At 72.6% G+C, this 18,532-nt stretch carries 15 protein-coding genes and 1 pseudogene; 8 read left to right on the plus strand and 8 right to left on the minus strand.

Annotated elements, in window-relative coordinates:
* Positions 1–57: 57 nt before the first annotated feature.
* From ACNYS0_RS35890 to ACNYS0_RS35900, 3 genes and pseudogenes are all read left to right on the plus strand, one after another.
* A pseudogene (locus ACNYS0_RS35890) lies at positions 58–1,188 on the plus strand (FUSC family protein); the annotation flags it as partial.
* A gap of 377 nt (positions 1,189–1,565) precedes the next feature.
* Positions 1,566–2,876, plus strand: coding sequence for a nitric oxide synthase oxygenase (locus tag ACNYS0_RS35895; protein ID WP_422479822.1), 1,311 nt, complete (start codon positions 1,566–1,568; stop codon positions 2,874–2,876).
* Between the two features lie 61 nt (positions 2,877–2,937).
* A complete protein-coding gene (locus ACNYS0_RS35900; RefSeq protein ID WP_422479824.1) occupies positions 2,938–3,978 on the plus strand; it encodes a lactonase family protein in 1,041 nt (346 codons plus the stop codon).
* A gap of 4 nt (positions 3,979–3,982) precedes the next feature.
* On the opposite strand, the gene ACNYS0_RS35905 is transcribed toward ACNYS0_RS35900, so the two are convergent.
* From ACNYS0_RS35905 to ACNYS0_RS35940, 8 genes are all read right to left on the minus strand, one after another.
* Positions 3,983–4,633: a class I SAM-dependent methyltransferase gene (locus ACNYS0_RS35905; RefSeq protein WP_422479826.1), complete on the minus strand. Its 651-nt coding sequence runs from the start codon at positions 4,631–4,633 to the stop codon at positions 3,983–3,985.
* A gap of 279 nt (positions 4,634–4,912) precedes the next feature.
* On the minus strand, positions 4,913–5,848 hold the full coding sequence (locus tag ACNYS0_RS35910; RefSeq protein ID WP_422479828.1) for a sirohydrochlorin chelatase: 936 nt from the start codon (positions 5,846–5,848) through the stop codon (positions 4,913–4,915).
* Between the two features lie 140 nt (positions 5,849–5,988).
* Positions 5,989–6,957 (minus strand): N-acetylglucosamine kinase, encoded by a 969-nt coding sequence (locus ACNYS0_RS35915; protein WP_422479830.1) that lies wholly within the window; start codon positions 6,955–6,957, stop codon positions 5,989–5,991.
* Positions 6,954–7,631 carry a uracil-DNA glycosylase gene (locus tag ACNYS0_RS35920; RefSeq protein WP_422479832.1) on the minus strand — a complete coding sequence of 226 codons (678 nt, stop codon included), beginning with the start codon at positions 7,629–7,631 and terminating at the stop codon, positions 6,954–6,956. Before ACNYS0_RS35920 ends, ACNYS0_RS35915 begins: the two co-directional genes overlap by 4 nt.
* A gap of 48 nt (positions 7,632–7,679) precedes the next feature.
* A complete protein-coding gene (locus ACNYS0_RS35925) occupies positions 7,680–9,569 on the minus strand; it encodes an amylo-alpha-1,6-glucosidase (protein WP_422479834.1) in 1,890 nt (629 codons plus the stop codon).
* Entirely contained in the window at positions 9,566–10,915 is a 1,350-nt protein-coding gene (locus tag ACNYS0_RS35930) for an MGH1-like glycoside hydrolase domain-containing protein (RefSeq protein ID WP_422479836.1), read from the minus strand. The genes ACNYS0_RS35925 and ACNYS0_RS35930 overlap by 4 nt, the downstream gene beginning before the upstream one ends.
* Positions 10,912–11,712 (minus strand): sugar phosphate isomerase/epimerase family protein, encoded by an 801-nt coding sequence (locus ACNYS0_RS35935; protein WP_422479838.1) that lies wholly within the window; start codon positions 11,710–11,712, stop codon positions 10,912–10,914. The genes ACNYS0_RS35930 and ACNYS0_RS35935 overlap by 4 nt, the downstream gene beginning before the upstream one ends.
* 66 nt (positions 11,713–11,778) lie before the next feature.
* Positions 11,779–12,825: a zinc-dependent alcohol dehydrogenase gene (locus tag ACNYS0_RS35940; protein WP_422479840.1), complete on the minus strand. Its 1,047-nt coding sequence runs from the start codon at positions 12,823–12,825 to the stop codon at positions 11,779–11,781.
* A gap of 130 nt (positions 12,826–12,955) precedes the next feature.
* Here ACNYS0_RS35940 and ACNYS0_RS35945 point away from each other — a divergent pair, with 130 nt between their 5' ends.
* From ACNYS0_RS35945 to ACNYS0_RS35965, 5 genes are read left to right on the plus strand one after another with little or no spacing between them, the layout of a single operon-like run.
* Complete coding sequence (locus tag ACNYS0_RS35945) at positions 12,956–14,362, plus strand: ABC transporter substrate-binding protein (protein WP_422479842.1); 1,407 nt, start codon at positions 12,956–12,958, stop codon at positions 14,360–14,362.
* A gap of 30 nt (positions 14,363–14,392) precedes the next feature.
* Positions 14,393–15,412 carry a carbohydrate ABC transporter permease gene (locus ACNYS0_RS35950; protein ID WP_422479844.1) on the plus strand — a complete coding sequence of 340 codons (1,020 nt, stop codon included), beginning with the start codon at positions 14,393–14,395 and terminating at the stop codon, positions 15,410–15,412.
* Positions 15,413–15,444: 32 nt separating this feature from the next.
* The gene (locus ACNYS0_RS35955; protein WP_422482865.1) at positions 15,445–16,311 is read left to right on the plus strand and encodes a carbohydrate ABC transporter permease; all 867 of its coding nucleotides are present in this window, start codon (positions 15,445–15,447) and stop codon (positions 16,309–16,311) included.
* A gap of 37 nt (positions 16,312–16,348) precedes the next feature.
* The gene (locus ACNYS0_RS35960; RefSeq protein ID WP_422479846.1) at positions 16,349–17,605 is read left to right on the plus strand and encodes an ROK family transcriptional regulator; all 1,257 of its coding nucleotides are present in this window, start codon (positions 16,349–16,351) and stop codon (positions 17,603–17,605) included.
* Entirely contained in the window at positions 17,602–18,498 is an 897-nt protein-coding gene (locus tag ACNYS0_RS35965) for a Gfo/Idh/MocA family protein (RefSeq protein WP_422479848.1), read from the plus strand. Before ACNYS0_RS35960 ends, ACNYS0_RS35965 begins: the two co-directional genes overlap by 4 nt.
* Positions 18,499–18,532 lie beyond the last annotated feature (34 nt).

The raw sequence follows: 18,532 nt of genomic DNA on the forward strand, positions 1-18,532 counted from the left end.
TTTGCTGACCCCGGGGGCGTCAGTATGGCGCTGACCTGCGGCCGCGCCTAACGGGCAGCTTTCATGACCTTCTTCGCCGCCCAGTTCCTGCACACCGTGCCGCGGCAGCTGCCCGAGCTGTACGCCGCCGTGCTGCTGTCGCTCGGCGCCGCGGCGCTCGTCCGGTTCGGGGTGTGGTGCTACGAGCGGCGGCTCCCGGCGCCCGTGGGCGTGCCCGCGCCGACCGGGGGCACGGGGCTCGCGCGGATCACGACGCGGCAGGCCGTGCAGGCGACCGTCGGGGCGGGCTTCGCGCTCGGCATCGGGCAGCTGCTCTCGGACCAGCGGTGGTACTGGGCCGTGGGCGCCACGTGGTGGGTGTTCGTGGCGACGACCTCGCGCGGGGAGACCGTGGTGCGCGGATTCCGCCGCTTCCTCGGCACGGTGCTCGGGATCGTGCTCGGCTTCCTCATCGCCGTCCCGCTGCACGATCACGCGGTGGCCGCCGCCGTGATCGTCGCGGTCAGCGTCTTCGGGATCTTCTACACCGCCCACGTCTCGTACACCTGGATGATGCTCGCGGTCACCGTCATGGCGAGCATGCTGTACGGGCTCCTCGGCGTGCTCGATCCGGCGCTGCTCGCCCTGCGGGTGGGGGAGACGGCGGTCGGTTCGTTCGGCGCCGTGCTCGCGGTGCTGCTCCTGCTGCCCGTGACCACGCACTCCGTCACCGAGGCGTGGGTCGAGCGGGCCCTGCGGTGCGTGCACGCGTGCACCGCCGAGGCGGCGGCGCGGCTGGGCGGCGACGCGGGCGCGGACCCGGCGCCGCGCGTCGCCGAACTGGAGCACATCCTCGGGCGTGTACGCCTCTCGCTGTCGCCGCTCGTGCATCCGCTGAGCCCCGTCAAGGCCCGCAAGGGCCGGGCCCGGCAGGTGCTCGCCCTGCTCGACGACTGCGCGCGCGAGGTGCGCGGGCTCGCGTCCGTCGCCGCGGACCCGGAGGCCTCCCACGATGCGCGGCTCGCCGCCGCGTGCCAGCGCGTGGAATCGGCGGTCGAGGCGCTCACGGCGCCCGCGCCGTACGCTCGCGCAGTGGTGCCCGTGCCGCAGGTCGCTGACGCGGAGCATCCGGTGCTGGCGCACCTGCACGGTCTTGAGCGGGCTCTCGTCGAGCTCGCGGTGCCGTTGCGCGGGGCGCGGGAAGTGTAGGGCCGTGGCGGTCGTGCGTCCTCCGGTCGCGGGGCTCTGCCCCGGGCCCCGCTGCTCAATCGCCGCAGGGGCTTAAGCAGCGGGGCGTGCGGTAGGCCGTGCGCGCCTGCCGCGCAGTCCTATGCGCTCCCCGTGCGTCCGTAACCGGCCGCCCACCGGCGTCGACTTGTGGTTGTCTCGCAGCGGCGTGGACACCGCCGCCCCGATTGAGGCAGGTGTCCGGGGCACATACAGGGTGGATCAGTCCGCCCGACGGGTAGACCCCGCGCCATCGAACGTCCATGGCGCACGCCCGTGCGGGAGCGGGCCGCGCGCCGACGACCAGCCGCTGGGGGTGCATCATGCGTAGCAACCTGCGCCGGAACGGAACACGCGCCGTGGAGGACACGACGAACGCCACGGACCCGGCGGACGCCGCCGGCTGGCTCGCCCTCGCCCCGAACCGGCACACCGGTGCCCGCGCCACCGAACCGACCCGCCACGACCGCTGCCCGGTCACCGCCGAAGGCGCCCGGCCCGGACCCGCCGCCGTCGCACGCGGCACCGGGGAAGTCGCGCACGCCGCCGCCACGTTCGTCCGACAGCACCACGCGGAGCAGGAACTCGGCGACCCGGCAGCCCGCCTCGCCGAGGTCGACGCGGAGCTCGCCGCCACGGGCACGTACACGCACACCCCGCAGGAACTCGTCTTCGGCGCCCGCGTCGCCTGGCGCAACGCCAACCGCTGCATAGGCCGCCTCTACTGGCAGTCCCTGCGCGTCCGCGACCTGCGGCACCTCACCACCGCGGAGGAGATCGCCGAGGCCTGCGCGGAGCATCTGCGCGAGGCGGCCCCCGGCGGCCGCATCCGCCCGCTCATCACGGTCTTCGCCCCCGACCGCGCGGACCGGCCGGGACCCCGCATCTGGAACGAACAGCTCATCCGCTACGCCGGCTACATCCAGCGCGACGGCCAGGTGGTCGGAGACCCGCGCGGCACCGGACTCACCGCGTACGCCCGTCGCCTGGGCTGGCGCGGCGGCGACGGCAGCCCCTTCGACGTCCTGCCGCTGCTCGTCCAGACGGACCCGCGCGAGCGGCCCCGCCCCTTCGACCTACCCGCCGACGCGATCCTCGAAGTCCCCCTGCACCACCCGGAGTTCGACTGGTGGTCCGGGCTCGGGCTGCGCTGGCACGCGGTCCCCGCACTCGCCAACATGTGCCTGGAGATCGGCGGTGTCTGCTACGGCGCGGCCCCCTTCAACGGCTGGTACATGGGCACGGAGATAGGCGCCCGCAACCTCGCCGACACCGACCGCTACAACCTCCTGCCCTACCTCGCCGACCGCCTCGGCCTCGACACCTCCAGCGACCGCTCGCTCTGGAAGGACCGCGCGCTCGTCGAGCTGAACCGTTCCGTGCTGCACTCCTTCGACAGCGCGGGCGTCACCATGGCCGACCACCACACCGAGTCCCGGCGCTTCCTCACCCACGTCGCCCGCGAGGAGTCGCGCGGCCGTGCCGTCGGCGCCGACTGGTCCTGGATCGTCCCCCCGCTCTCCGGCTCGACGACCCCGGTCTTCCACCGCACCTACGACGACGAACCCAGCACCCCCGCCTACGTCCACCACCCCGACGCCCACACCCGCGCCCGCGGCGAGGAACCACCGCAGTACCGCCCCACGAGGCCCTGGCGCGACCTGCTCTGACCTCCCCCGCTGCTACCGTCGGCGGCGCGGGCGCCGGGCCCGCACGCCGAAAGGGGACGCAGTGACCGGGAGTCAGGCAGAGCGGGCGTACATCGGATCGTTCACGGCGGCCGGCGGGCGCGGCATCGTGACCGCCGCGCTCGACCCGAAGGACGGCTCGCTCACCCTCCTCGACGCCACGGACGCACTGCCCGACCCCTCGTACCTGACGGTCCACGGCGGACTGCTGTACGCGGTGAGCGAGACGGCCGACGGGGCGGTGGCCGCGTTCCGCACGGACTCGGCGCCGCTGACGCCCGCCGCGCCGCCGGTGCCGGTCGGCGGCGAGAGTCCCACCCATCTGTCGGTGTGGGGCGGGCGCGTCCTGGCCGCCAACTACGGTTCCGGCAGCGTCAGTTCGGTGCCGCTGCGCGCCGACGGCATTCCGGCGGGCTCCGGGGCGGAGGTGCACCGGCACACGGGCTCGGGCCCGCACCCGCAGCGCCAGCAGGCCCCGCACGCCCACCAGGTCCTGCCGGACCCGACCGGCACCTGGGCCCTCGCGGTCGACCTGGGCACGGACTCGGTCCGCACGTACACGAAGAACCCCGAAGGCAGCGGTCTCCTGCCGCACCAGGAGACGGCCCTGCGCCCCGGCTCGGGCCCCCGCCACCTGGCCTTCCACCCGTCGGGCGACTACGTGTACGTCCTCAACGAACTCGCCCCCACGCTCACGGTCTGCGCCTGGAACGCCGGGGACGGCGCCCTGAAGCCGCTCACGGAGATCCCGGTCCTGACGGGCGCGCCGGTGGGCGACGCGTACCCCTCGGCGCTCGTCGTCGCCCCCGACGGCCGCTTCCTGTGGACGGCGACGCGCGGCGCCGACCTGCTCTCGCTGTTCGCCCTCGACCCGACCGGCGAGCGGCCGACCCTGCACGGCACCGTCCCCTGCGGCGGCAACTGGCCCCGCGACCTGGCCCTCGACCCGTCGGGCCGCTTCCTCTACGCCGCGAACGAGCGCTCCGGCGACGTCACATGGTTCACGGTCGACCGGGAGTCAGGGGTGCCGGTGCGGGGCGGCAGCGTGCCGATCCCGGCGGCCTCCTGCGTGGTGTTCGGCTAGAGCCCTAGACCGCGGGCTCGGCCACGCCCACGAGGTAGTTCCGCGCCGCCGGACGCACCTGGGCCGCCCAGCCGAGTGCGGCCAGGTCCCCGGTCAGCGCCTCGGCCTCGTGGAAGACCTTCACGATGCGGTACCGGCTGCCGTCGTCGAGCTCGCGCATCGCCGCCGGGGCGGCCTCGCCCTGGAGCAGTTCCTCGTTCGCGGCCATGGACGGGCCGTCGTCGACGAAGACCACCTTGCCGCCGGGTGCGAGCGAGGCGGCGACGGTGTTCCAGAACCCCGGCATCCGGGCCGGCGGCACGTGCGACAGCCAGAATCCGAAGAACACGGTGTCGTAGCGCCGAGAGGGCCGCCATTCGAACAGATCGGCCTGCTCGAACCGGACGTTGGGCGCGGAGACCCGCTCCCGCGCTATGGCGAGCACTTCCTCCGACGCGTCGACGGCCGTCACGGACGTGGCCCGCGGCGCGAACAGGGCGGTCCACTGCCCCGTCCCGCAGGCCAGCTCCAGCACGTCCCCGCCGACGGGCCACTCCGCGCTGCCCCGCAACAGCTCCCGCAGGTCCGCCCGTTCCGCGTAGGGCCTGTCGTATTCGGGCGCCCGAGCCCGGTAGTAAGCCAGCTGTTCCGTCTCCAGGGCGTGATCGAGGCTCATCCCCCGACCGTAACGGCCAAAGATCACCCTCGTCAGGCATTCAAACATCCGGCCTGTCCGACACCCCTCAAGCCCACCCGGCATCCATCGAGCCCGTCCGGCATCCATCAGGGCCGTCCGGCTTCCATCGAGTCTTCCGGCACCCATCAGCGCCGTCCGGCATCCATCGAGCCTGTCCGGCATCCATCAAGCCCGCCCGGCACCCATCAAGCCCGTCCGGCGATTGAGGACAAAAAAACGGGGCCCGGGACACCGTCCCGAGCCCCGACCCCCAACCGCTCAGCCGCCGGAGGCAACCGGCTGAGGCGTGATCCCCAGCGCCGTCGTGTACTTCGCGAGCGCGAGCTTGCCCATCGCCGGGTACGCCCCCAGCGGCTCCGCGACGGCGCACCCCGCGTCCTTGGCGGCAGCCTCCAGCACGGTCGGGTCGAGCTCGGGCCCGACCAGGTACGGCGCGAGCGCCAGCTGCTGCGAACCGGAACCGCGCAGCTGCTCGGCGGTGGCGGCGACGGCACCCTCCTCGTCGAGCGCCGCGGCCATCACCGGCACGGCGAGCCGCGCGGCGAGCAGCATTCCGGTGATCCCGGCGGCCTGCACCGCTTCCTCGCCGCCTATGGAGGCGAGGATGATCCCGTCCGCGGCCGTGGTCACGGCGAACAGGCGGGCGCGGTCGGCACGGGCCAGGCCGGCCTCCGAGAGCCGCACGTGCAGCGCCTCGGCGAGCAGCGGGTGCGGGCCGAGCACGTCGGTCAGCTCCGCGGCGACCCGGCTGTCGGCGATGGCCTGCCGGACCTGCCGCAGCTGGGCGTTGTCCGGGCCCGCGAGCAGCGGCACGACGACCCCGACGGGCCCGGCCGGCTCCTGCGCCTCGACACCGGCCGCGAGCGCCTGCTCGTAGCGGGCGGTGCGCTCCTTCGCGGCGTGCGCGAGCACGGACGCCAGCGAGGGGAACTCCGCCGAGATCGGGAAGTCGGTGAGCTCACCCTCCACGAAACCGACCCGCGCGTCCAGACCGGGCAGCTCGGAACGGGCGATGCTCACCACCTCGTCGGCGAGCATGCGCGTGGCGGCGCTGGGCGTGCCGGGCACCGCGAGCACAAGAGACGGCGCGCCCTCGGGGGCGGCCACGGGTTCCGGACGACGGTGGCGTCCGGGCTGTCGGGGTCGCGGCATTCGTACGGGCAGGCCGGATGCGGGCCCAGTGGGGGTGCTCATGGCGCCGCATGCTACTGGCTCGACCGGCTTCGTTGTTCGGTCAGGGTGCAGGTGAGCGGTTTCCGTCCGAGATTGTCCTTTCAGTTACGAATCCTGTAAGTGTCCTGGTCCGGAGGGGTGTGCGGCGGATTCGAAGTGAATTACGGCACATGAAGCAGGCGCCCGTCGAGCGGCAGCCGGAGTCCGCCGGTGGCGAGCGCGGAGGCGATCACGAGAGACCCGTGCAGGGGGTCGCCCGTGGCGGTCACGGCCGTGGCCTGCGGAAGCTGCTCGGCCAGCTCCTCCCGCAGCGGCCCGAGCAGCGGCTCGCCCGTCTTGAAGAGGCCGCCGGTGAGGGCGACCTCGCCGCCGTCGGCCGGGCAGACCGCCGCGGCCGCCTCGGCGATGTGCGCGGCGGCCCGGCGCAGGATGTCCGAGGCCACGGGGTCCTCGTCGGCGCAGCGCGCCACGTCGGGGGCGAAGGAGGCGAGCGCCGCCGGGCGGTCGGTGCGCGGGTAGATCCGGCCCGGCAGCCCGATGGCGGGCCCGAAGCGTTCCTCGGCGAGCGCGAGCAGCGCCTTGCTCCCGCCGCGCCGCCCGTCGAAGGCGCGCATCGCGGCGTCGAGCCCGGCCTGCCCGATCCACGCGCCGCCGCCGCAGTCGCCCAGCAGATGCCCCCACCCGTCGGCCCGCCGCCAGCTCGCGAGGGCGGTGCCGAGCGCGATCATCCCGGTGCCCGCGGCGACCACGGCGCCGCGCCGCTGCCCGAGCGCACCCGCGTACGCGGTGACACCGTCGGCGGCCAACGCGAGCCGCTCGACGCCCAGTTCACGCGCGAGCGCCCCCGGCAGCTCGGCCCGCAGTCCGTCGCCGAGGGTCGCCATCCCCGCCGCCCCCAAGGCGACTGCGGACAGCGCGACATCCCCGGCCCGGCCGAGCAACTCCCGTGCCATCGGCGCCAGTTGCTCCACCATGTGCCCGGGGTCGATGCCGGAGCCGGACGTACGTACAGGCACGGACGAAGCGGTCGTCAGTGCGCGCTCGATGCCGCCGACGGGTGCGAGGGCGACGCGGAGTCCCGAGCCGCCCGAGTCCACCCCGAGCACCCACTCGGCCGGGTCCCGCGTCACGGCAGTCGCCAGTCGATGGGCTGCGCGCCCTGGCGTTCGAGCAGGTCGTTGGCCCGGCTGAAAGGCCGGGAGCCGAAGAAGCCGCGGTCCGCGGACATGGGGGAGGGGTGCGGGGACTCGACCGCCGGATAGTCGCTGAGCAGCGGCCGCAGATTGCGCGCGTCACGGCCCCACAGGATCGACACGAGCGGCGTCCCGCGCTCCGCGAGGGCACGGATCGCCTGCTCGGTGACCTGCTCCCAGCCCTTGTCGCGGTGGGAGGCCGGGCGCCGCGGTGCCACGGTGAGCGCCCTGTTCAGCAGCAGCACACCCTGCCGCGTCCACGGCGTCAGGTCCCCGTTCGAGGGCTCCGGAAGCCCCAGGTCCGCGTTCATCTCGCGGTAGATGTTGATGAGGCTGGGCGGCAGCGGCCGTACGTCCGGGGCCACGGAGAACGAGAGCCCCACTGCGTGCCCCGGCGTGGGATAGGGATCCTGCCCGACGATCAGCACCCGCACGTCGTCGAACGGCTGCTGGAAGGCGCGCAGCAAGTTGGCGCCCGACGGAAGGTAGGTGCGCCCGGCGCCGATCTCCGCGCGGAGGAATTCCCCCATCGCGGAGATCTGCCCGGCCACGGGCTCGAGGGCCTTCGCCCAGCCCGCTTCGACGATTTCATGCAGAGGTCGTGGTGCCACGGGCGTCACCCTACTGCCGTACCGGCCCCCGACCTCAACCGGCCGCCGTCAACCTCCCACCGTGGTAAGGGCGGTGCGCAGCGCCCACGGTGTCGCGGCCGCCCACGCCTGCGGGGAGCAGGAGTGCGGGTAGGGGACCGGGCGGGCGGCGTCGGAGCGCGCGTAGCCGCCGAGCACCTCCGGGAGCCGGTGCCCGTGCCCGGCCGCCGCGTCGATCAGGCCGGACGCCAGCCGGCGCAGCTCGTCGCCGAGTCCGTAGCGGGCGAGACCGAGCGCGATGACGGCGTTGTCGTGCGGCCAGGCGCTGCCGCGGTGGTACGACAGCGGGTGGTAGGGGCGTTGCCCGGAGGCGAGCGTGCGGATCGCCCAGCCGGAGAAGAAGTCCGCCTCAAGAAGGCGCTCGCCCACACGTCGGGCGCGGTCCTCGTCGAGGATGCCGGACCACAGCAGATGTCCGGCGTCCGAGGCGAGCGCGTCGACCTGGCGGCCCCGCCCGTCGAGCGCGAGCGCCGGGAAGGCGTCCTCGGCCAGCCAGAAGTCGCGGGTGAAACGCGCCCGCAGCTCGTCGGCCAGCCGGTCCAACTCCTGTGCGTACACGTGGTCCTGCCACACGTCGGCGGCGAGGCGTGCCGTGCGGCGCAGCGCGTCGTAGGCGTACCCCTGGGCCTCGGAGACGGCGATGGGGCCTTCCGCCTGGGTGCCGTCCTTGAAGCAGATGGCGCCCGCGGAGTCCTTCCAGTTCTGGTTGACGAGGCCGTTCGGGTCCGGCTCGTACACGAGATAGCCGTGCTCGCGCAGGCCGCCGTCGCCGAGCATCCACTCCACCGCGGAGCGCGCGTGCGTCTCCAGGCGGGCGGCGAGCGCCGCGTCCTGCGTCATCTCGCAGTGGGCGTGCAGCAGCACCAGGAACAGCGGCGTCGCGTCGATCGTCCCGTAGTAACGCCCGTACGGCACCTGCCCGAAGTGGGCGAGCTCGCCGCGCCGCGTCTCGTGCACGATGCGGCCGGGCTGCTCACCGCGGAACGTGTCGTGCTCCCGGCCTTGCGTGGCGGCGAGCGCGCTGAGCGTGCCGGCCGCGAGGGCGGGCCGGTAGGGGAGCATGAAGTACGAGGTGAGCAGCGAGTCCCGGCCGAACAGGGTGAGGAACCACGGCACACCGGCCGCTGGGATGCTGGCGGGTTCGCCGTCCACTCCGGGAGCGGAGATCGTCAGCAGGTCCAGATCCGCGAGGCCTTGAGCGCACGCGCTGTCCAAGTCGCCCGTTGCGTCGCGGAGTTCGGACTCGCCGCCGCGAACGGGGGCCGCCGCGAGCTGGGGGCCGCCGTGCGGCTGGGCCGTGACGCGCAGCCGCAGCTCGGCCCTGCCGTGCGGGGCCAGCTCAAGGCGCCACACCAGCTCGTAAGGTCCTTCGCCGCGCACGGAGTCGGGTGCGGGCGCCGCGGACACGACGGTGCGCGAGTGCCAGTCGGCCCTGCGGTAGTCGAACTCGACGCCCGTGTCCGTGCGGTGAGCCGTGCGCTCCGCGCCGGGCTTGGGGTAGCTGCGCTCGTCCGCGCGCAGCTCGAAGGTGTCGGCGAAATCCGCGTCGGCGGTGATGACGACCTCGGCGACGAGCGGGTCCGGACTGTTGCTGACCAGATGCAGCGAGTCCGTGAACTCGCCTGCGGTGACGGCCTGTTGGCGGAAGACGGTGTACGCGGGCGGCGCGTCGCGCGTCCCTTCCGGCGTGAGGACGCACTCGCCGCTCGGGCCGACGGCGGAGAGCACGGCGGGCGCGCTGCCGTCGACGGCGAGCTGCCAGCGGCTCAGGTGCCGGGCGTCGCGCACGAACAGCCCGTCCGGAGTGGACCCGCGCGTACCGGTGACACCGCCGTCGGGGTCGACGTGCGCGAACGTGGCGTCGCGCACGAGTTGAGCACGGGGTACGGCGCCGCTCATCGGGCAGCCTCCTCGGAGTTCAGCAGGTCGAGGGCGAGCGCGGCCGTCCACGAGAACGAGCGGGCGCCGCGCGCCGCACCCGTGGTCGGGTCGACGTACTCCGCGAAGCCGGAAGCGGCCGCCGTGTCGAGGAACGCGGCGCGGATCCGGTCGGCGTGGAGATGCCGGCCGTGGGTGCGAAGGCCGCGCTCGATGAGCCACGCGGTGTTGAACCAGGCGGGGCCCCGCCAGTACCGGGTCGGGTCGAAGGCCGGGCCCGTCAGGTCGTAACTGGGCACGAGAGCCGTGGAGTCGGCGTGGAAGGACGGGCCGTCGAGCGTCGACACCAGGCGCTCCACCACCGCCTCGGGCAGTCCGGGCGCGAGCAGCGGAACGAGCCCCGCCACACTGCGCGCCGGCACGAACGCGTCGTCGACCAGGTCGCGGGCCCGGAACAGCCCCGCCTCCTCGTCCCACAGGCGTGTCACGAGCGCGCCGGTGAGCTTCGCGGCCTGCGCCTCGTGAGCGGCCGCGTCGCCGCCCACGCACTCCGCGATCTCGGCGAGCGCCCACTCGCTCGCGATCAACAGGGCGTTCACGCACGGGTCTTCGAGCCGGAACGGATGTGCGGCCGCACGGTCGTCGTACCCCGCGTCGCGGTAGTCGACGGCGAGTCGCACATAGCGGCCGTAGTCGAGATCGGTCGGGCGGTCCGCCGGGTGGCCGTGGTCGAGGTCGGCACGCCGGTAGCTGCCGGGGTCCACCGGAGTGATGCGGGCCAACGGGCCGTCCCAGCATGGGCTGTTGTCCATGCCGGGCTCCCACGGGTGCACGATCGCCGCGAGGCCACCGCCGCCCAGGTCGCGCCGGTCGAGAAGGTAGCGGTGCCAGGCCACGAGGCGCGGATACACCCGCGGCAGGAAGCCGCGGCGCCGGGACTCGGCCGGGTCGGCCCGGTGCACGAGCCAGGCGGCCAGCGCGTGCACGGGCGGCTGGACGATGCCCGAGGTCTCGGGCGAGCCCGGCGCGCCCACCCCGGCGCCCGCCGTGGACGAGCGCCAGAAGTCGGGGCTCGGGAAGTACGCCCCGTTCGGGACCGCGGAGTTGAAGACGATGTGCGGGAGCCGCCCGTCGGCCCACTGGGCGGCGAGCAGGGACTCCAGTTCGCGCTGCGCCCGGCGCGCGGACAGGTGCCGCAGGCCGATCGCGATGAACGCGGAGTCCCAACTCCACTGGTGCGGATACAGGGTTCGGGACGGCACCGTGCTCGTGCCCACCCAGTTGTCGAGGAGGACCCGGCCCGCACCGCGCCGCAGGGTCAGGTCCGCGGCGGCGGTGCGGGCGGGCGCGTCGAGGAGAGCGGTCACGCGCCGGACCCCTTGAGGAACGCGGGCACGGAACGGACCGCCTCGACCGGGTCACCGGTCAGCCGGCACTCGGCCGCGAGGTACCCCTCGTAGCCGGCGGTGTGCAGCGCGCCCAGCCACGCCTGCCAGTCGAGGTGTCCCGCGCCCGGCTGGAAGCGGTTGGAGTCCGACACCTGGGCGTGACCGATGTAGGGGGCGTGGGTGAGGATCGCCTGCGCGGGGTCGGTCTCCTCGATGTTCATGTGGTAGCTGTCGATGCCGATCCGGACGGCGTCGAGACCGACCTCCTTGATCAGCTCGGCGGCCTGCTCCAGGCGGTTGACCATGTGGTCCTCGTACCGGTTGAGCGGTTCGAGGTAGAGCGTGACGCCCTCGGCGGAGGCGTGCTCGCCGAGCTCGGTGAGCCCTTCGAGCAGGATCTCGCGGTCCTCGGCCTCCGAGCGCGGCGGCTCGAAGGGCGGCAGGCGGCGCGAGAACATCCCGTACGAGGCCGGGGTCTGGGCGCCGAGCCCGCCGAGCTCGGCGATGACGGACAGCTGCGACTTCATCTGGACGATCGCGTCGCGGCGCAGCCCGTCGTCGAAGGCGCCGAAGAAGTGCAGCATCTCGACGCACACGGTCGGCATGACCACGCCGTCCTTGAGCGCCTGCTTCAACTCCGGGAGCCGGGAGGCGAAGTGCAGGTCGCCCTTGGCGCGCAGCTCGATGGCGTCGTACCCGGCGCCCTGCGCGAACTCCCACTTCTGCTGGAGGGTCTCGCCGGGCAGCAGCTGTTCCTGGGCAGCGAACTTCAGCATGTTCTCTGGGTACCTCTCAGGCCCTGGGGGCCGTGTCAGGCCTTTCTGGGGCCGTCTCGAAACTTCTCAGAATTCCAGGACGACCTGGAGGGCGTCGGCCGGGCGCTCGTCGAGCAGCACGTAGGCGTCGGCGGCGTCCGCCACCGGGACGACATGGCTGACGAGGGACTCCACGTCCACCTGTCCCTCGGCGACGAGCCGCAGGAAGGTCTGCTGGAGGCGCTCCACGGTCCAGCGGCCGGACAGCTGGGAGGGCACTCCGCCGATCTGCGAGCAGACGATCTCCACGCGGTTGTGGTGGAACTCGTCGCCGAGCCGCAGCCCGATGCCGTCTCCCTGGTAGAAGCCGGAGGCGACGACGCGACCACCGACGGTCACCGAGCGCACGGCCTGGTGCAGGGCGGGGTAGACACCGCTGATCTCGATGGCGAGGTCGGTGCCGCGGCCCCCGGTGGCCTCGCGGATGCGCTCGGCGACGGCGTCGGTGCGGGCGTTGAGCGTGGCGTGGGCGCCGTACTTCTTCGCGGATTCCAGGCGGGTGTCCATCGCGTCGACCGCGGTGACGCGGGCGCCGCTGAGCTGGGCGAGGCGGGTGGCGATCAGGCCGATGACGCCCTGGCCGAACACGGCGACGTCCTCGCCGAGGTTGATCCCGCCGGCCAGGACGGCGTTGTACGCGATGGCGCCGACCCGGGCGAAGGCGCCGGCGAGGGGTTCGAGGCCCGCCGGGAGGGTGTGGCCGATCATGCGCTCGGCCGGGACGATGCCCTCGCTGCGGTGGCCCCAGATGCCCCACACGAGGTCGCCGACCTCGGGCATGCCGGGCGTATCGGCCAACTCGGGGGAGACCTCGGTGACTTCGCCGACCTCGGAGTAGCCCCAGCCGACGACCGGGTACGAGATGCCCGCCTCGTCGTCGCGGAAAAGGCGGGCCTCGGCGTCCCAGGTCCGGGTCAGGTAGGGGTTCGTGCCGCGGTAGGCGGTCAGCTCCGTGCCGGCCGAAATGCCCGAGTAGCGGGTGTGGACGCGCAGGTGGCCCGGCGGCAGCTCCAGGCTCTCGTGCTCGGCCACCTCCACCTGGCGGGGACCTGTGAATTGAACGACGCGTTCCACGGACGGCTCCGAAAAGGGTGGTGTGCCTGTTGGTTGAGTCGACAATATCCGCAACTTATGTCTTGTCAACAGGCAAAAGTAGTGCTGAGATGCGTGCTTGATAGACGTAAGTCGGCGATGAGGACGGGCAATGCGCACCAGGACGCGACGGTCGAGGGCGACCGCGGTCGGCGCCACGGCAGCCTTGGGCATAGGGCTGCTCACCGGCTGCTCCAGCAGTACGGGGCCGGGCACACCGGACCGTGAGATCACCGTGTGGTCCCAGGAGAACCTCCCGGACCGGGTCGCGGCGACGCAGAAGATCATCGACGGCTTCGAGAAGAAGACCGGCGTCAAGGTGCATCTCGTCGGCGTCGACGAGGGGCAGATGCCCCAACTCATCATGTCCGCGGCGGCATCGGGGCATCTGCCCGACGTGATCGGCGCCGCGCCCATGGGGCAGACCTGGCAGATGTACAGCAACGGCCTGCTCAACACGGACATACCCCGGCAGATCGTCAAGAAGCTGGGGCGGGGGACGTTCGACAAGAACGCCCTCAAGCTCACGAGCGACGGCAAGGTCAACCTCGGCGTCCCCTCCGACGCCTGGCTACAGCTCCTCGTCTACCGCAAGGACGACTTCGCCAAGGCGGGCCTCGGCAAGCCGGACACGTACGGCAAGCTCGTGAAGGCCGCCAAGAAGCTCACCACCAAGGGGCACGACGGCGTCTCCGCCGCCACCGACCCCTCGGACGTCTTCACCTCGCAGAGCTTCGAGAGCCTCGCCCTTGCGGGCGGCTGTCAGCTCGTCGACGACCACGGCAAGGTCACCCTCGGCTCCCCGCAGTGCGTCAAGGCCTTCCACACCTACGACCAGCTGGCGCGCGAGTACGGGGCCCCCGGCACCCAGACCGTCGACTCGACGCGCGCCACCTACTTCGCGGGCCGCTCGTCCATGATGATCTGGTCCTCGTTCCTCCTCGACGAGCTGGCGGGCCTGCGCAAGGACGCCCTGCCCAGCTGCCCGCAGTGCGGCGGCAAGGACAAGCAGTTCCTCGCCGACAACACCGGCATCGTCACCGCGCTCAAGGGCACGGAGGCGAACAAGGCCGCGCAGTTCGGCGAGATCACCTCCTGGGTCACCACCAAGACCGCCGAGACGGACGCCTCCCGCGAGTTCATCGAGTACATGATGGGCAGCGGCTACGAGTCCTGGTTCGGCCAGGCCCCCGAGGGCAAGATCCCGGTCCGCCGGGGCACCGCCGCCGAGCCCGAGAAGTACATGGCCGCCTGGCGGCACAGCAGGATCGGCGTCGGCGAGCGCAAGCCCCTCGACGAGGTCTACTCGCCGCGGGTGCTCGACCAGCTGGCAGGCGGCATCGGCGACCTGCGCCGCTGGGGCATCGAGCAGGGCGAGGGCGCACTGGTCGGCGCCACCAACGGCGAACTGCCCGTACCGAAGGCCATCGGCGCCATGACCGCGGGCCAGACCTCACCCCGCGAGGCCTCGCGCGAGGCCGAGGAAGAGGTCGCCGCCCTGAAGAAGTCGCTTCAGTAGCCACTCCGCCGCACCGACGAAAGCCTCGCCATGACTACCGCCACCACCGGCGCGACGCAGCGCCGCACCCCGCCGGACGGATCACCGAACTCGACCGGCCGCCGCCCCCGCAGGCCCATGACCGCGAGCCGCCGCACCAACCGCGCGGGCCTCGCCTTCGTCAGCCCCACCTTCCTCGTCGTCCTCGTCGTCGTCGTGCTGCCGATCCTGTGGACGGTGCTGCTCGCCTTCCAGCGCGCCAAGCTCGTCGACATCCAGGGCATGGGCCTGTTCGGCAACTGGAGCCTGCGCAACTTCTCGCAGGTCTTCGACTCCGCCGGCTTCTGGTCCAGCCTCGGCACCACGCTCCTCTACACCGTCGGCGCCACCTTCGGCTCCGTCGCCCTCGGCCTGATCGCGGCGCTCGCCCTGCGAAAGCCCTTCCGCGGGCGCGGCCTGCTGCGCGCCGCGATGCTGCTGCCGTACGTGGCGCCGGTCGTGGCCGTCGCCTTCGTGTGGGAGGTCGCGCTCAGCCCGCAGTACGGCATCGTCAACGAGTGGGGCCAGAAGCTCTTCGGCTGGGACGACCCCATCGCGTTCCTGTCCACGCGCGCTTACGAAGTCCACTTCCTCGGCGTGCACTTCGACATCCCGCTCGCGCTGCTCACGGTGATCGCCTTCGAGTGCTGGCGCTACTTCCCCTTCGCCTTCCTCTTCATCCTCGCCCGCCTCCAGGCGGTCCCGGACGGCCTGGAGGAGGCCGCGAAGGTCGATGGCGCCACGCCCACCCAGCGCTTCCGGCACGTCATGCTGCCGCAGCTGATGCCGGTCATCGCGCTGCTGTGCGTGCTGCGCTTCATCATGACGTTCAACAAGTTCGACGACGTCTACCTGCTGACCGGCGGCGGCGCAGGCACCGACGTCGCCGCGGTGCGCGTCTACGACTTCCTGACCTCGCGCTACGACGTCGGCGCCGCGGCCGCCCAGGCCCTCGTCCTGGCCGTCGCCCTCATGGTCCTGCTGGGCCTGTACTTCAAGTTCTTCGGCAACAAGGTCCAGGAGGAGTCGTGACCAGCACGCATACGGGTCCCGGCAAGCGGACCATGACGCGCGCGCAGTTCGAGGAGCGGTTCTTCGGCGTCGCACGCTGGGTGGTCATCGCGTTCCTCGCGCTGATCACGATCGTGCCCTTCTACTACATGCTGCTGCTGTCGGTGAAGCCGATCGACGCGCTGCTCCTCGACCCCGGCTCGCTGTGGGTGTCGGCCAAGCAGTTCACCCTCGACACGTACACCGAGGTGCTGCGCTCCACCGACGACGGCGGCCAGGGCTTCCTCCAGCTCCTGCGCAACTCGGCCCTGGTCTCGCTCGGCACGGTCCTGCTGACCCTGCTCGCCGCGGTCCCCGGCGCGTACGCCATCAGCCGCCTGAAGTTCTTCGGCAACCGCCAGGTCAGCGCGCTGTTCCTCGCGGTGTACATGTTCCCGTCGACGCTGCTCGCGGTCCCGCTGTTCGTGATGTTCGCGAAGATCGGCCTGTCGTCGAGCCTGGTCGGCCTCGCGATCGTCTACGTGGCGCAGACCGTGCCCGTCGCGATCTACATGCTCAAGAACTACCTGGTCACGATCCCGTACTCGATCGAGGAGGCGGCGGCCCTCGACGGATGCAGCCGACTCCAGACGGTCCGCAAGGTCATCCTCCCGCTGGCCCTGCCGTCCCTGATGGCGACAGGCCTGTACGTCCTGATGATCGCGTGGAACGAATTCCTCTTCGCGCTCCTCTTCCTGGCCGCCGACCCCGCCAAGTGGACGGTGTCGCTCGGCCTCGCCCAGCTGTCCAACGGCATCGAGGTGTCGAAGACGGTCCTCATGGCCGGGTCCGTGGTGCTGACGATCCCCGTGGTAATCCTGTTCTTCGCCGCGGAACGCCTGTTGACCGAAGGTCTCACCGCCGGCGCGGACAAGAGCTGACCGGGAGAAGACCCAGGTGAACAGGGGGAAGAAGACGATGAGCACGCCAAGTCCGGCGAGCGCGGGCCGGTTGCTGCAACTGATCCGCGGCGGCCAGGCCACGACCCGCGCCGAGCTGCAACGCGCGACAGGCCTGTCCCGTTCGACGGTGGGGCTCCGCCTCGACGAACTCGACCGGGCGGGCTGGCTGCGCCAGGACACCGGCACGTCCACCGGCGGCCGGCCCTCGCACCGCCTCGTCTTCGACGCCGGCCACGCGGCCGTCCTCGCGGTGGACCTGGAGACCAGGTACGCGCGCGTGGCCGTGCTCGACCTCGGGGGCACGGTCCTCGCGGAGCTGACCGTCGACCTCGACATCGGCGACGGGCCCGACCGGGTGCTCGACCGGCTGGCCCGCTGCTTCCCGGACCTCCTCGCGACGTCCGGCATCCCGGCGGGGCGGATCTGCGGCATCGGTCTGTCGGTGCCGGGCCCCGTGGACTGGGAGACGGGCCAGGTCGTCCAGCCGCCGATCATGCCGGGCTGGGACCGCTTCCCCATCAGGGAACGGATGCGAGAGGCGTACGCCGAGCACGTCGGCGCCTCCCTGGAGGACACCACCGGCCGGACGGTCCCCGTCTTCGTCGACAACGACGCCAACCTGATGGCACTGGCGGAACAGCAGGCGGGCCACCCCGACTGCGCCGCCTTCGTCCTCATCAAGGTGTCCACGGGCATCGGTGCCGGTGTCGTCGTCAACAACGAGATCTTCCGCGGCATCGACGGCGGGGCCGGCGACATCGGCCACATCAGGCTGCACGACAAGCCGGACGCGCTGTGCATGTGCGGGTCCTACGGCTGCCTGGCGGCGGTGGCCAGCGGCCGCGCGCTCGCCAAGGGCCTCTCCGACCAGGGCATGGAGGTCGCCTCGGGCGCCGACGTCAAGGCCCTCCTGGAACAGGGCGATCCCGACGCGGTCCGCCTCGCCCGCGAGGCGGGACAGCGCGCGGGCGAGGTCCTGGTCACCGTCGTCACCCTGCTCAACCCGGGCGTCCTGATGCTCGCCGGCGACCTGGCCGGCATCCCCTTCCTCACCGGCGTGCGCGAACTCCTCTACCAGCGCGCGATGCCGCGCACCACCGCCCACCTCGACGTCGTCACCTCCCGGCTCGGCGACCACGCGGGCCTCATCGGCGCGGCGGCGATGGTCGTCGACGTCCTCTACGCACCCGAACGCGCGGACGCCCGGCTGCGCGCGCTCGCCACATCCGACGACGCCCGAACCGCACGAGAAGAACCGCAAGGAACCCCGTGACAGACAATGCCGCATGGCCCCACGACCCCGTCCGGGTCGCACTCGTCGGCGCCGGGCCCTGGGCCCGCACCATGCACGCCCGGATGCTCGCCGCGGGCCCGGAGACGCGACTGACCGCCGTCTGGGCCCGTCGCGCGGACGCGGCCCGCGCGACAGCCGAACCCTACGGCGCGACGGCGGCGGGCAGCTTCGAGGAACTCCTCGACCACTGCGAGGCGGTCGCCTTCGCCGTACCGCCCTCCGTGCAGGCGGAGTTGGCACCGCGAGCGGCAAAGGCGGGCAAGGCCCTCCTCCTGGAGAAGCCCTTGGCACTGGACCTGCCGTCCGCGGAGCGCCTCGTGGACGCCATCGACGAGGCGGGCGTCGTCTCCCAGCTCGTCCTGACGAAGCGCTACCACCCGACGACGCGCCGCTTCATCGAACAGGCGCGGCAGACCGAGGTGACGGGTGCCCGCTCCTGCTACCTCCACGGAGCCTTCCTGGGCGGCGACCTCGCCACGTCCTGGCGCCTGGAACACGGCGCCCTCTACGACCTGGGCCCGCACCTCCTCGACCTCCTCGACGCGGCGGTGGGCCCGATCGCCTCGATCCGCGCCACGGGCGACTCCCGCCGCTGGCTGGAGCTGACCTGCGAACACGAGAACGGCGCGGTGAGCCAGGCGTCCTTGTCCGGCACCGTGTCCCGCGACCGCGCCCTCACCCGCGTCGAACTCTTCGGCTCCGGCCCGGAACTGATCTACGACACGGCGGAGATCGACCACGAGGAGTGCTGGCCGGTGCTGCGAAGGGAGTTCGCGGAATCGGTACGGACGGGTGTCTCCGGCGACCTGGACGCGCACAGGGGCCTCCACCTGCAACGCCTACTGGCCCGATCAAGCCCCTGCGGCGATTGAGCAGCGGGGTCCGGGGCAGAGCCCCGCAACCGTA

The sequence above is a fragment of the Streptomyces anthophorae genome (assembly GCF_049310305.1).
Classification (GTDB): Bacteria; Actinomycetota; Actinomycetes; order Streptomycetales; family Streptomycetaceae; genus Streptomyces.

Bases quoted from the DNA above. Each gene is read 5' to 3' on its own strand.
- ACNYS0_RS35955 (WP_422482865.1), top strand. From the start codon at position 15,445: ATGACGCGCGCGCAGTTCGAGGAGCGGTTCTTCGGCGTCGCACGCTGG.
- ACNYS0_RS35960 (WP_422479846.1), top strand. From the start codon at position 16,349: ATGAGCACGCCAAGTCCGGCGAGCGCGGGCCGGTTGCTGCAACTGATC.
- ACNYS0_RS35950 (WP_422479844.1), top strand. From the start codon at position 14,393: ATGACTACCGCCACCACCGGCGCGACGCAGCGCCGCACCCCGCCGGAC.
- ACNYS0_RS35935 (WP_422479838.1), bottom strand. From the start codon at position 11,712: ATGCTGAAGTTCGCTGCCCAGGAACAGCTGCTGCCCGGCGAGACCCTC.
- ACNYS0_RS35925 (WP_422479834.1), bottom strand. From the start codon at position 9,569: ATGAGCGGCGCCGTACCCCGTGCTCAACTCGTGCGCGACGCCACGTTC.
- ACNYS0_RS35910 (WP_422479828.1), bottom strand. From the start codon at position 5,848: ATGAGCACCCCCACTGGGCCCGCATCCGGCCTGCCCGTACGAATGCCG.
- ACNYS0_RS35945 (WP_422479842.1), top strand. From the start codon at position 12,956: ATGCGCACCAGGACGCGACGGTCGAGGGCGACCGCGGTCGGCGCCACG.
- ACNYS0_RS35905 (WP_422479826.1), bottom strand. From the start codon at position 4,633: ATGAGCCTCGATCACGCCCTGGAGACGGAACAGCTGGCTTACTACCGG.